Annotated in this window: 15 protein-coding genes; 12 read left to right on the top strand and 3 right to left on the bottom strand. The window is 62.5% G+C overall.

Annotated elements, in window-relative coordinates; translation table 11 throughout:
- The 12 genes from LN450_RS00205 to LN450_RS00150 all read left to right on the top strand — a co-directional run.
- A partial coding sequence (locus LN450_RS00205; protein WP_228892580.1) for a type IV secretion system protein occupies positions 1 to 331 on the top strand: 331 nt, incomplete at its 5' end.
- Positions 328 to 1,002 carry a VirB8 family type IV secretion system protein gene (locus LN450_RS00200; RefSeq protein ID WP_011345604.1) on the top strand — a complete coding sequence of 225 codons (675 nt, stop codon included), beginning with the start codon at positions 328 to 330 and terminating at the stop codon, positions 1,000 to 1,002. The genes LN450_RS00205 and LN450_RS00200, both read left to right, overlap by 4 nt.
- A 24-nt stretch (positions 1,003 to 1,026) precedes the next feature.
- Positions 1,027 to 1,809: a P-type conjugative transfer protein VirB9 gene (virB9, locus tag LN450_RS00195; RefSeq protein ID WP_011345603.1), complete on the top strand. Its 783-nt coding sequence runs from the start codon at positions 1,027 to 1,029 to the stop codon at positions 1,807 to 1,809.
- A gap of 1 nt (position 1,810) precedes the next feature.
- Complete coding sequence (locus LN450_RS00190; protein WP_011345602.1) at positions 1,811 to 3,031, top strand: TraB/TrbI/VirB10 family type IV secretion system protein; 1,221 nt, start codon at positions 1,811 to 1,813, stop codon at positions 3,029 to 3,031.
- A gap of 10 nt (positions 3,032 to 3,041) precedes the next feature.
- Positions 3,042 to 4,064 carry a P-type DNA transfer ATPase VirB11 gene (virB11, locus tag LN450_RS00185; protein WP_007968768.1) on the top strand — a complete coding sequence of 341 codons (1,023 nt, stop codon included), beginning with the start codon at positions 3,042 to 3,044 and terminating at the stop codon, positions 4,062 to 4,064.
- A complete protein-coding gene (locus LN450_RS00180) occupies positions 4,051 to 4,962 on the top strand; it encodes a lytic transglycosylase domain-containing protein (RefSeq protein ID WP_011345601.1) in 912 nt (303 codons plus the stop codon). The genes virB11 and LN450_RS00180 overlap by 14 nt, the downstream gene beginning before the upstream one ends.
- Before the next feature lie 45 nt (positions 4,963 to 5,007).
- Entirely contained in the window at positions 5,008 to 5,595 is a 588-nt protein-coding gene (locus tag LN450_RS00175) for a hypothetical protein (protein ID WP_011345600.1), read from the top strand.
- 42 nt (positions 5,596 to 5,637) lie between these two features.
- Positions 5,638 to 6,213 (top strand): phospholipase D family nuclease, encoded by a 576-nt coding sequence (locus LN450_RS00170; protein ID WP_041854932.1) that lies wholly within the window; start codon positions 5,638 to 5,640, stop codon positions 6,211 to 6,213.
- A 10-nt stretch (positions 6,214 to 6,223) separates the two neighbouring features.
- Positions 6,224 to 6,637, top strand: coding sequence for a hypothetical protein (locus LN450_RS00165; protein WP_041854931.1), 414 nt, complete (start codon positions 6,224 to 6,226; stop codon positions 6,635 to 6,637).
- Positions 6,638 to 6,720: 83 nt separating this feature from the next.
- The gene (locus tag LN450_RS00160; RefSeq protein ID WP_003491149.1) at positions 6,721 to 7,107 is read left to right on the top strand and encodes a hypothetical protein; all 387 of its coding nucleotides are present in this window, start codon (positions 6,721 to 6,723) and stop codon (positions 7,105 to 7,107) included.
- Positions 7,108 to 7,243: 136 nt separating this feature from the next.
- Positions 7,244 to 7,462, top strand: a complete 219-nt coding sequence (locus LN450_RS00155) for an antitoxin MazE family protein (RefSeq protein WP_033478260.1) — start codon at positions 7,244 to 7,246, stop codon at positions 7,460 to 7,462.
- Positions 7,459 to 7,785 (top strand): type II toxin-antitoxin system PemK/MazF family toxin, encoded by a 327-nt coding sequence (locus LN450_RS00150; protein ID WP_007968778.1) that lies wholly within the window; start codon positions 7,459 to 7,461, stop codon positions 7,783 to 7,785. Before LN450_RS00155 ends, LN450_RS00150 begins: the two co-directional genes overlap by 4 nt.
- Positions 7,786 to 7,854: 69 nt before the next feature.
- Here LN450_RS00150 and mobF read toward each other — a convergent pair whose 3' ends face one another.
- From mobF to LN450_RS00135, 3 genes are read right to left on the bottom strand one after another with little or no spacing between them, the layout of a single operon-like run.
- Positions 7,855 to 10,830, bottom strand: a complete 2,976-nt coding sequence (gene mobF / locus LN450_RS00145; protein ID WP_011345597.1) for a MobF family relaxase — start codon at positions 10,828 to 10,830, stop codon at positions 7,855 to 7,857.
- 13 nt (positions 10,831 to 10,843) lie between these two features.
- The gene (locus LN450_RS00140) at positions 10,844 to 12,418 is read right to left on the bottom strand and encodes a type IV secretion system DNA-binding domain-containing protein (RefSeq protein ID WP_011345596.1); all 1,575 of its coding nucleotides are present in this window, start codon (positions 12,416 to 12,418) and stop codon (positions 10,844 to 10,846) included.
- A gap of 3 nt (positions 12,419 to 12,421) precedes the next feature.
- The gene (locus LN450_RS00135) at positions 12,422 to 12,619 is read right to left on the bottom strand and encodes a hypothetical protein (RefSeq protein WP_011345595.1); all 198 of its coding nucleotides are present in this window, start codon (positions 12,617 to 12,619) and stop codon (positions 12,422 to 12,424) included.
- Positions 12,620 to 12,670 lie beyond the last annotated feature (51 nt).

The raw sequence follows: 12,670 nt of genomic DNA, 5'->3' as shown, positions 1-12,670 counted from the left end.
CTTCGAGCAAACGCGGCAGTGGGCCATGAACTGGCTGAGCAAGATGCTGAATTTTTGCTTCATTTACATCTTGGTCATCGCCATCGTTCGCTTTGGCTTCCTTGCGTTTGGCGATGCGATTGATGAGGCCGGCAAAGCGGCGAGTGTGACCGATGCGGCGCGTATTAACGTCCAGCAAGTTGCCTACCTCTACATCGTCGAAGGCGTCTTGATCATTTTCATGCTGCAAGTCAAAGGTTGGGCCGCCGCACTCGCGGGCGGTGCATCGGTGCAGGGCGTGTCGTTGTTGATGATGGTGGGCCGGATGTTCACCAAAGGAGCAATCAAATGAATTTCGGGAAAGGGACGTTTAAAGGCGACAACGAGACGCAGGCGGCCCAATTGGGCGGCTCGAACAAGCTCAAGCAAGAACGCAACCGCGCGTATCTGCTCATCGGGTTGCTGCTGTTCGTCGTCGGCGGCATGGCGAGTGCGGTCACGGTGCTCGCCAACGTTCACACGGTCATTCCCGTGGTGTCGGTCATCGACGCGAACGGCCATGTGGTGAAACAGCAGGTGGTGAACAAGGAAACGATCACGGGGCAGGAAAGCTTCGTTCAGAGTCAGGTGTACGACTTCATCATGTACTGCAACACGTTCGACCCGGACTGGCGGCAGCGGTTTGCTGACCTCTGCCGGCTGCACTCAACGCAAGCGGTGGCAGGCCAGTACGACGCGGAAACCAGCCCCGACAACCCGAACAACCCGTATTACCAGCTCGGGCAGGGCGGTCGGCGCTACCCGAAGATCACGGGCATTACGTCGCTCGGCAAGGATGCGTATCAGGTGTCGTTCCAGTCGATTACGGAGAAGGCGGGGAGCCCGCCGAAGACCGACTACTACACCGCGCTCGTCCGCTACACCTTCACGTTCAAACCCCTTGCACTTGGCGACCGCTGGGAAAACGCGCTTGGCTACGCCACAACGGCCTACCGCAAGGACCAAGAGCTGAGCCGCCAGTAACCGACTTGTACAAGGAAACAGACCATGAAATTCAACCCTATTGCTCTCGCTGTTGCCCTCATTGCTGGCACGTCGATTTCGCTGGCCTCGGTGCCGGCCCACGCGGCGAAGTCGCCGCATGCGTTGGTGACGGATGATCGCGTCAAACAAGTGCCGTATGACCCGAATCAGGTCTACGAGATCGTTGGCACGTATGGCTACCAGACCTCCATCGAGTTCGCCAATGACGAAACGGTCAAGGTCGTGACGTTGGGCGATTCGATTGCATGGCAAACCGTGCCGTACCAGAACCGCCTTTTCCTCAAGCCGGTGGAGCCGAACGCAGCCACAAACCTGACCGTGATTACCGATAAGCGCACGTACTACTTCAAGCTGACTAGCTCCAAGAGCCAAGCGGCGATGACGTTCCTGGTCCGCTTCGTCTATCCGAACTCGAACGTGAAGACATACGCCGGCGCGGGCAGCGCGCAGCGCATGAGCAACGGGTTCGATCCGGCCAAGCTCAACCTTGGCTACGGCACGTCGGGAAACAAGACGGCCATCCCGTTGAAGCGCGCTTTCGATGATGGCCAGTTCACCTATTTCATGTTCGACCAGAACGCAGAAATCCCTTCGGTGTACACCGTTGGCCCGGACGGCACAGAGACCATCGTCAACACGCGACGCGAGGGGCAATACCTGGTGGTTGAACGCACGGCAAGCCTGTTCACGCTGCGCAATGGCAACGCTCACCTCTGCGTGCAGAACAACGCCAATCCCTACAAGCGCGCTGTGAGTGGCCTGGTGAGCACTGGCGGGGGCAACTGATATGAGCGATCAGACCAACAAGCCGCAGGATGACCGCGAGGCGGCGGTCCAAGCGTGGGAAAAGCAGGCAAATGCCTCGTTGGTGGCCGATGATCGCAAGAAGAAGATGAGCGGTATCGCGATTGCTGCCATCGCGGCGGCAGCCCTCGGTGCTGTCTGGTACATGAAGCACGACGGTAGCGAGCCGGCGAAGCCGGCGGGCAACAGCGAACTGAGCATTCCCGAGCGTAAGCCGGTGCCCAAGCTCAAGGACCAGGAACCGGCCAGCGTGCCGGCTGTGACTTCCGCGCCGGCCGCAACGCCTGCGAGCGCGGCGCAAGCCGATGACCCGATGAAGGCCCAACGCGAACAGATGGAAATGCAGCGGCGGGAACAAGAGCGGCGGATACTCGAAGCCCGCATGAAGTCGGCCATCATCCCGCCGAACTCAAACAACCAGGCGGCAGCGTCTGCGCAGCCGGTGGGCGATAGCGGCGACCAAGGGCCATCGAATGCCGGCGCGCTCGGCGGCGGTAGCGGCGAGCGTGGCGCACAAGACCCGAATTCGCGTTTTGCGCGGGCCGTGTCTGGCAATGGCGTGGCGGTCAGCAAGGCAAATCAAATCGACAACCTGCCCTACAAGGTCTTGCAGGGCAAGCTCATCGAGGCCGTGCTTGAACCGCGGGCGATCTCCGATCTGCCCGGCATGGTGTGCGCGACCGTGCAGCGCGACGTGTACGGCGAGCAAGACCGGAACAAGCTGATTCCGTGGGGTTCGCGGGTGTGCGGCGTGTACAGCGCCGAAGTGCGCAAGGGGCAAGACCGGCTGTTCGTGATCTGGAACACGGTGCGCCGGCCGGATGGCGTGCAAGTGGCGCTGGATAGCGCGGGCGCGGACCAGCTCGGCACGGCCGGCATGGGCGGCATCGTGGACACGCATTTTGCCGAGATTTTCGGCATGTCCGCGCTGCTGTCGATCATCGGTGCCGGCGCGTCGAACGCCGGCGTGAGTTCGGGCGATCAGTACAACTCGACCGCCGCCTATCGGCAATCGGTGCAACAGGCAGCCGCGCAAACCTCGCAGTCGGTGCTACAGCCGTACATCAATATCCCGCCGACCATCACCGTGCCGGCCGGCTCGCGCGTTCGCATCTACGTGAACAAAGACCTCGATTTCACACCGATCTACAAGGATGACATCGACGCAGCCAAGCACGGCGACGGCGTGACGTTCATCCCGTGAGGGCCGAGCCATGTCGCAGATTGCCTCCTTCCGTACCAAGCTCTCCTTGCTGGCCGACCATCTCGATGACAAGCAGGTCACCGAGATTCAGGTCAACAAGCCGGGAGAGCTGTGGCTGCGAAAGAAAGACGCGTACTACGCCGAGCAAATTGAAGTGCCGGGGCTGACATACCAGTTGCTTTCGTCACTGGCCGAGGTCACGGCGTCTTTCAAGAGTCTGGACGTTGATCGGGAGAGTCCGATCCTCTCGGCGGAGATTCCGGTGAATCTCGATGACGGCGTTCCAGACTTCGAGCGCGGAACGTACCGCACTGAAATGATCCTTCCGCCTGTCGTACCGGAGGGCACCATCGCGATGACGATTCGTAAGCAATCGCTGGTTCGCATGAGCCTGCCGAAATACAAGGAGCAGGGCGCTTTCCGATTCGTCAATAGCGACGTGACCGATGAGCCGTATTCCGATGCTCGCTTGCTGGAGCTGTATCGCGCGAAAGAGTGGGACCAGTTCCTGCGCGGGGCAGTGTTGGCCCACAAGAACATTGTCATATCGGCCGGGACGTACTGTGGCAAGACCACGTGCCTCAATGCGTTGGTGCAGGAAATCCCCGCGCACGAGCGCATCGTCACGATTGAAGACTCACGGGAAATCGAGCCGGCGCAACCAAACTGCGTGCGCCTTTCCTACGCGCGCCATCAGGCATCGGGGCAAGCTGCCGTGACGCCCACAACGTTGCTTCGCTCGTGCATGCGACTCACCCCCGACCGGGTCATCATGGGCGAGATTCGCGGCCCGGAAGCGGTTGAGTTCTTGAACATGCTCAACACGGGCCACAAGGGATCGCTCACGACGATTCACACCGATTCGCCGGCCGAAATGTATGACCGCTTTGGCGAGTTGATGGACGGTCACACGTCGATGACGCGCGAGCAGGTCATCGCGCGCGTCAAGCGACGAATCGACGTTGTTGTGCAGTGGAAATACACCGAGCGCAACGGTCGCTACATTTCGGAGATCATCTATGCAGGTGCGTGACGTGATAACGATGGCGGCCGGGCTGTTGGCCGTTGTGCCGCTGTTCGCTGGTGCGCAAACGCCGGCACAGCCGCTGCCGTTTGAGAAGTTGGCCGCCGAGTGCGCCCCGGACGTTCACCCGAGCACGCTCAAGGGTGTGGTGAGCACCGAATCGTCGTGGAATCCCTACGCGATCGGCGTGGTGGGCGGCCGCCTCGATCATCAGCCGCGTGGCCTGGCTGAAGCGGTTGCCACGGCGCGCGAGCTGGATCGGCAGGGCTTCAATTTCTCGATGGGCTTGGGACAGGTCAACCGGTACAACCTCGCCAAGTACGGCGAGAGCTACGAGACCGTGTTCGAGCCGTGCCGCAATCTCAAGGCGGGCAGCGCGATCCTCAAAGACTGCTTCCAGCGCGCCAAGGCGCAGATGGGTGACGATCAGCACGCCTTGCGGGCCGCGTTCAGTTGCTACTACTCGGGCAACTTCACGCGCGGTTTTCGAGCGGACAAAGCCGGCCAGCCGAGCTATGTGCAGAAGGTCGTAGCGAACGCGACGGGGGCGGCTCAGCCGATCCCCGTTGTGCCGGCCGTGAAGCCCGAAAGCTCCGATGGTGCCGTGGCCGTTCGCCCTGCTGGCCGCGCGGCAGGGCCGGCGAAACAGGCGGCGACGTCGAGCCAATGGGTGATCTTCGCGGAGGGATCGCCGCAGGGCGGCCAGTCGGTCGTACCCACGGATGCGGCGTCGGCCAAGGAGCCGGCTGTCAAGGTCCAGCTCGTAACGCCGGGCGCTGCGCCGGCTGTTGCCGCAGCGCCTGCCGAGCGAGTGCAGACGCAGCGCCAAGCACAAGCCGTCCCGGTGCAACGGGCAACGGCAAACAGCACTCAGCAGGACGCGCCCTTCGTGCAGTTCGTGCATTGACCGGCTTTTCTCGCATGCGAGAAAGCTAACTCAGGAGAAGAAGGCATGAAGAAACTGATAGTCGCGCTGTTTATCGGTGCTGCTGCTGTGTCCGCGCACGCCTCCGAATATGGGTGCAAGGTGCTGCTGTGCCTTGCCAATCCCGCGTCCAATGGCGGCCCGAAGGGCGTGTCCGAATGCGTTCCCCCCATCGATCAGCTCTACCACGATCTCAGCAAGGGGCGGCCGTTCCCGACGTGCGATCTCGCGGACGGCAATGATGGTTCGAGCTACGCCCGGCAGGTCTATGACCCGTATGACCCTTGCCCGGCCCCGTTGCAACCTGCCGCACGCGGTTCCTATGTCGTGCAGGGGCAGAAGAAAACGGGCACCAACAAGCCGGGATGGTGGGGCGGCGACGGCTCGTACACGCTGAGCGGACAGCCGCAAGTGTCTCAGTCGCAAAGCGACTACGGCCATAGCTCGGGTGCGCGGGCCTGCGTCGGGAAGTCGGTCGGCTCATACACCGTAGGCAGCTACGACAGCAGCGACACCGTGGACGTTTTCGACAAGGTGATCTGGCAGCCGGCGCAGAATCCGCGAGCCATCGACGTGTTCATCGACAACACGTGGCAGCAGCGCGTGCGCTGGTAGGCAGGGGTGGTAATGCGTCGATCTATCGTCTGCGCGGCTCTGTTGGCCCTCGCCTCTCTTGCGGGGCTCAACAGCTTCACGGCCGGCCTGTTGGACAAGGTTCGCAACACGATGGCCGCCGAGCCTGCGAGCGCCCCGGATTCGCAGACTGTCGAGGTCGCTTTCTCGCCGGACGGTCGGGCAGAAGCGTTGGTGCTCAAGGTCATTGGTGCAGCAAAAACGTCAATCCGCTTGGCCGGCTACACCTTCACGTCGCCGGCCGTCGTGCGCGCCCTGACCGATGCCAAGAAGCGCGGCGTCGATGTGGCTGTCGTGGTGGACTACAAGAACAATCTCGTGGAAAGCCGCTCGAACACATCGCGGCAGGCGCTCAACCTGCTGGTGCATGCCGGCATCCCGACTCGCACGGTCAGCGTCTATCCGATCCACCACGACAAATACATCGTGGCCGACGGCCTGCACGTGGAAACCGGGAGCTTCAATTACACGATGGCCGCCGCTCGCCGCAACAGCGAGAACGTGCTTGTGGTGTGGAACAACGCGGCGGTAGCCGGCCAGTACATTGCGCACTGGCAAAGCCGTTGGGAACAAGGTCAGCAATACCAGTCAAGCTACTGATGGAGCACACATGAACGAAGAACAGGAAATTGCCGAAGCGCGCAGGAAGCGCGAACTGTACGAAGCGTTCTGGGAAGAGTCATCCGATGCGATCAAGCCGTTTCGGGAATTCTGGCGCAAGAGCGGCGACACGATCCGGGAAGAAGCGGGGAAACTGGACGCCGTGCTAGGCGGTAGAACGCCTGTTTCGGATCAGGCAGTAGCGGATTGTCGGCAAGCCGTCATGCGCCTGCACCAGTTTGCTCATGCGATCTCCGAGTTGTCCGTTGGCAGCATTGCGAAGATTCGGAATGACCTATGCCAACGAGCAATGGCAGATATTGTCGTGCGAGCGATGGACGCGGCCAAGAAAGCAGAGCGGGACATGGCGACCATTTACCAATGGGTCGCAGCAGCCGAACGCCCGAGCACCTCGCAGCAATAGTCAAGGCTCTTTGGCTCCGACACGGCCCTCGGAATCTAGATGACGTCGGCGTGATGCAACAATCCATCCAGCAAGGCGGCCTCATGAAAGTCACAACCATCCTACTCGACACCGCCGGCGAGATCGCCCACCGCATGGCGATCTCGATGAATGCATTGATGCTCACCGTCGCCGCCGAGGCTCGGCAGGACATGGCACGGGAGCACGGCGCGGACTGGGCAGCCGGTGCCGTGACGTTCTTCGGCACGGAGATCCTCAAAGCGTTCCAGTCGAACAAGCCGGATCGCGACCGTGAGATGGAACGCTCCATGATGAGCTTGGCCATGGCGGTATGGGTCTGCGATTCCGTCTATGGCGGCCTTGCTGCTGAGACATTTGTCGCTTCCGATCTGCGTTTCACCATTACGCACGACGGCATCGTGCGCTATGACCGGCTCCCAAAGCCCGACGATCGAGCTGACCACCAGTAGAGTCACTGGAACTGGCGCGGCTTGCGCGGTGTCGGCGGCTTCTTGGGGCACCAAGCCGGAACCACAGAAAGTCCCGCTTTTGTTGCATGTAACAAAAATGAGGCGTAAACTTGTTGCATGTAACGGTGAGGCCAACATGGCACACGTCAATTCACGAGTTCAAAAGCACCGTGACGCCCTGCGCATGGCAGGGCTGCGTCCGGTGCAAATTTGGGTGCCGGACACACGGCGGCCTGACTTCGCCGAGGAATGCCGCCGTCAGTGTCGTCTTGCTGCACAAGCGGACATGGAGGACACCGACATGCAGCGCTTCATGGATGAGGCGCTAGCAGACATGGATGGCTGGACGGAATGATGCGAGGTGACTTTGTGACCATCGCCATGCAAGGCGACTTCGGAAAACCACGGCCCGCTCTGGTCATCCAGGCCAACCAGTTTGACGAACACACCACCGTGACGGTGCTGCCGGTGACAAGCACGCTTGTTGCTGCGCCGCTGCTGCGCATTACCGTTCATCCAAGTACCGACAATGGCCTGCTGAAGCCGTCTCAGGTGATGGTGGACAAGGCCATGACCGTGAAGCGTGACAAGATAGGTCGGGCCTTTGGGCGCGTAGACGCTGATGCGTTGGTGGAAATTGAGCGCTGCCTGGCCGTGTTCTTGGGCATCGCTAAGTGACGAAAAACGACGGTTTGTCCAAACCGCTTAACTGAGTTGGCTGTTCCGTTGCTCCCCGGCCTCCAGCCCCTAGCCAAAGCGTCCGTACTCGGACGGTTTCTTTCCGCTCGCCGGCTGCTTGCGCTGCTGTTGGAACTGCTGACGCTGCAACGCCTGCTTGCCGTCGGCTGCGCCTTTGGGTTGCATACCGGCGTCGCGGCGCTGCAATTGGCGTTCGCGCTGGATCGCTAGGGCCGTCGTCTTGTCGAAGCGCCGCGCGATGGCGGCCGGCAGCTCCTTGACCGAGTTCGTGTAGACGCGCGCCTCGTGGCAGGCCCGGCTGATGGCAACGTAATACAAATTCATCGACGTGGTGCGGCTGTTGGTATCGAGCGCGATGAGGGCGCGGTCGTTGGTCAAGCCCTGCGCGCTGTGGACGGTGGACGCATAGGCGTGCTCAAGGTGGAGCGGTCGATTCGTCGGCAGCTCAAGCGCGCGTGCCGGTCGGCCGTCGCGCTGCTCGACCGATTCGAGCTTGACGACGCCGCCGATCACGCCGGCCACGCGCATGCGGTCGCCGTTCGTGAGGTCGCGGCCGGGATCGTTGCGGTTGATCCGCACGGTATCCCCGACCGACAGCTCGGCGCGCTCAAGGCGGTAGACGCTGAGCTGCGTCGCCTTGCGCGGGTTGATCGTGGTGGTGGTGCCGTCCTGCCGCTGCAAGACCAGCGCATTGCCGGGCAATGCGTCCTTGACGCGGTAGGTCTCGCCTCGCGTCAGGCCGGCTTTCTGGTCGTCCTTCTCGGGCTGGATCACCATGCCCGGCTGATAGCTCGGCGCAAAGCGGCGCTGTGCCTGCGTCATGTCCACGCGGGTCAACGTCTCGAACTCCCGACCCTTGCCGGTCAGGTCCAGCGACTGGCGCACCATGCGGTTGATCTCGCGGCGGGCTTCATTGGTGCCCGCAACGATCAGCGTTTCGCGGCGCTCGGGTTCGGTGAGCTGGATGTAGTCGTTCACGATGGCCCGGTGCCGCTCGATCGGCTCTTTCAGCTCCTCAACGTGCTTGATGTGCGCAAGCGATGGCGTGACACGGCCCTCGGCCGCGTGCTCGACAGCGGTTTTCAGCTCGTGGTCTTTCTGGCGCTGAATCTCGCTGATTCGCGCGGTCTGCATGCCGTCCTGCTGGAGCTGCGCGAACGGCTTGCCGGCCTCGATGGCCTCGGTCTGCTTGGTGTCGCCAAGCAAGACCATGCGAGCGCCGGCTTTCTCGACAACCCGCATGACCTGTTCCATCTGGCGAGCGCCGACGACGCCCGATTCGTCCAGAACGATGATCGTCTTGCCGTCGATGGGCTTGTCCTTGGTGCGCAGAAAGCTGGCCAGCGTGTGCGCTTCCAGCCCTTCGTTCTTGAGCGCCTTGACCTGATTGCCGTAGGGCGCGAGCGCAACGGTGCGGTAGCCCTCGCTCACGGCCGACGCCTGCTTGATGAGCGCGACCGCCTGATTCACGGTATAGGTTTTCCCGGTGCCGGCGTCGCCCTGGATGCCGACGAACCGATTCTTGGTGCTGACGATGGTTTCCACGGCCGAACGCTGGCCGGCGCTCAACGCGGTGCCTTCCAACGCCGTTTTGACGGCGGCCGCCGTCATGATCGGCTCGATAGCTCCGCGCCCGGTGCGCTCGATGGCGAGAATCGCTTTCTCGCGGGCGAGCGCCTTCTGTGTCGTGTAACGCTTCTCGGCCGGCACGAGCGAACCCTGCTTGATCGCGTTGCCGACGTACTGCTGCGCCTGTTTGTCGGACCAGCCTTTCAGCTCTTGCAGATAGCTTTTCCAGCCGGCCGACGAGAGCGCCGGCCCGTCCTTGCGGTCGGCCATGCGATACGCCGGCACGGCTTCGATCAACGCGCCTTGGCCGGCGAGCCGCTTGATTTCGGCGCGAACCTCGTCCGGTCCTGCCAGCCCGACCGCGCGACGCAACGCCGTGGCCGTGAGCGCGGTTTCGCGAACAACAGCCTCACGCTCGGTCAGGTGGTTGATGGCGTACTGCACGACGGCTTGTGCCGGCGTGAGGCTCGCCGGCAGGCTCGTGGCTGCGATGCGGTCGCCGGCGTCGCCCCGCTCACGGCCACGGGTGCCGAAGCTGTCGCCTGCCTCGTAGGTGCGGCCATCGAGCTGCGAGCGCAGGCCGTAGTCGATCCCAAGCTCGCGGCTTTTTTCGACCCAATACTGCTTGACCAGCTCGCGGTCGGACTCGTCTTTGCGCGGCCGCGTGGCAAGCGAAATGATCTGCTTTTCAAGCGTTGTCGCCGTCGCTCGCGTCTTGCCCTCGTTGGCAAGCGCTTCCTCGATGACGCGACTACGCGCCGAAAACGCCTCGATCTGGTCGCGGCTGATGTGGTCCAGCTCGAAATTGCCCTGGTCATCGACCAGGCGTATCGCGTAGCCAAGCGCTTGCAAGCCCCTCGCCAGCTCGGCCTTGTAGAGCGCGTCTACCTCGTGCTGCACGCGGAATATGTCCTCGTTCGACAGGGCGCGCCAAGCGCCGTCTGCGCGCTGCGTCATGTTGAGCACGACCGCATGCGTGTGTAGCTGCGGGTCTTTGGCCCGGCTCATCTCGTGCCGAAACTTGCCGATGACCATGTTTGCGGTGCGCTCGCGGTAGCTCTTTCCCTTGACCTTCTTCCGGGCCTCGGCCAGCCGCTCGACCTGCTCCAGTGCGCGCGTCACGGCGCGGTCGTGCGCAGCGGTGACGTCCTTGTCGCCAGCAACAAGCGCCTGCATGGAAACCGACTTCGGGGCGGAAAACGTCAGGTCCAGCCCCATGCGCTTCTTGTTGTCGGTCGGGTCAAAGGTCGTCTGGATGCGCTCGCCGTTCGGGAGTTGGCCGTCCAGCAGCCGCGAGAGCTGCGCCTGTTCCACCGGCCCCGTCAGGCCAAGCGCCTGTGCGCCTTGGCCTTGCCACTCGCCGGGGTGCTCCTTGGCGTAGTAGTCGTCGGCCGCCGAGAAGTAATGCGCGGCCGCGTACTGGTTGTTGCCGCGAATCGGCGTCACATTGAGCATGGCCCGGCCCCCGTCACTTGATGTCGATGGCGGCCGCGCGATGCGGATACTTCACGTAGGGCAGCTTGATCTTCGCGATGGGGAAGTCCTCGGCAAACATGACGTAGCCCTCCAGGTCCTTGAGGTTTGAGATTTCCGAGTCCAATACCACCGGCTCCGGTGGACTGGCGACAACATGGCGGCTGCGGCCGCCTCCACCGCTTCCCCCTGCGTTGGTCGTCATCTGGATGCGCTCGACGTGCTGCTTGCCAAGAATCTCGCTCGCCTTGTCGGCATTGAGCGCGTTCGACGCGCCAAAGATGAGGTAATTACGGAAGCAGCCTAGCAAGGTCTTGGCCGCATCCTTGCCGTAGGTCTCATCGAGCTGCGCCCAATCCTGTATCGAGGCCGCCATGCGCAGCCCGTGCTTACGGCCCTTCGTGGCGGCCGGCACGAACGATTCGAGCTTGCCGAGCGATTCCAGCTCATCGAGGAACAGCCACAGACGCCGGGAGAGGTGTTGCGCGTCGTCGGAGATACTGAGAATCGTCGCGCAAATCGTGTCGATCCATGTCGCCACAAGCGGGCGCTGCGCGGCCCGCATGTCCTCGCGCCACGTGATGAACAGATTGCCGGCGTTGGGGTCATGCACCCACTTATGCAGCGAGAAATCGCCCTTGGTCATGAAGCGCAGCGGCCGCACGTACTTGTTCATCATGAACTGGATCGACGCGATGGCCTTCTCGGCGTTCTCGCGGAAGTAGCCCTGCGAATCGGTGTTGGCGAGAAACGCGCGGATGACTTCACCATCCTCGCGCACCAGCAGGTTGACCAGCGTGTCTTGATCCGGGTTGTTCGTCTCGACCAGCTTGCGCATGGTGTCGGCCAGCACGTCACGCGCATAGGCGCACCACTGTTCATCGCTTGGATCGATCTGCGGCGGGATGACACTTTTCGCCATCCGGTCGAAGTCATGCACGCCCTTGATCTCGTTGAACAGCGTCCAGCCCGACGAGCGACGGTCAAACGGGTTGAGAATCGTGTCGCCGGGAAAGCTGAATTTCGAATAGAACGTCCCGTTCGGGTCGATCACGGCCATCTTGTCGCGCCGTTTCACGGCCGACGAGATCATGCTTTCCAACGCAACCGATTTGCCCGCGCCGATGGACGCGCAAATCAGCGTGTTACGGTTCTCAAGGTGCAGCGGCATCGGCATGGGGCCGATCATGATGGGGGGCAAATCCTTCGCGCCCCTCTGTTCGGCCCGTCGCCGGCGATTCTCCCGGCGATTGGCCGCGTTGACCTTGCTCTTTACGCTGTGCCAGTTCGCCATCTGCGAGCCGCGCATCCAGCGGCGATACGGTGCGCCCCGGAACCCATCGTCGCCGTACTCGTGGAACAGATACCCGGTGGTCGCGGCCAGTCCCAACCCGGCCACAACCCCGCCAACCATGAACGGATTGTTCGGCGTCGCGTGTAGCGCAGCGGTGAGCGCTTGCGGGAACGGTGACAGCGGCACATTCGCTGCATACGTGCCGGCGAGCCAGCCAGCAATCGGCAAACTAACGCCAAAGAACAGCGTGGCATCCTCGGCTTCGTGCTTCTGCATCGCTTACACCCTCCCGAGAATGGAATCGCAGCGGCGACCCCATAGGTCGGCCAGCAGCTCGGCATCGTGGGCCGCATCAACGCAATCGCGGTGCAGCGCATCGGCGAGCGCGGCCTTAAGCCAGCGGCTCGTCGTCGGTGCCGCGATCACGGCATTGATTCCCGCCTCGACCTGGCCGGTGGTCTGTGCCCCCGATGTCACCCCGGAGCAAACGGCCTCGTACGTCAGCGTATTGAAATAAGACCGCTGCCC

Origin of the sequence: Xanthomonas euvesicatoria pv. euvesicatoria (assembly GCF_020880415.1) — a bacterium.
GTDB classification, from domain to species: Bacteria; Pseudomonadota; Gammaproteobacteria; order Xanthomonadales; family Xanthomonadaceae; genus Xanthomonas; species Xanthomonas euvesicatoria.
Note: the sequence above shows the minus strand (reverse complement) of the source record. Positions and strands in the feature narration are given on the sequence as shown.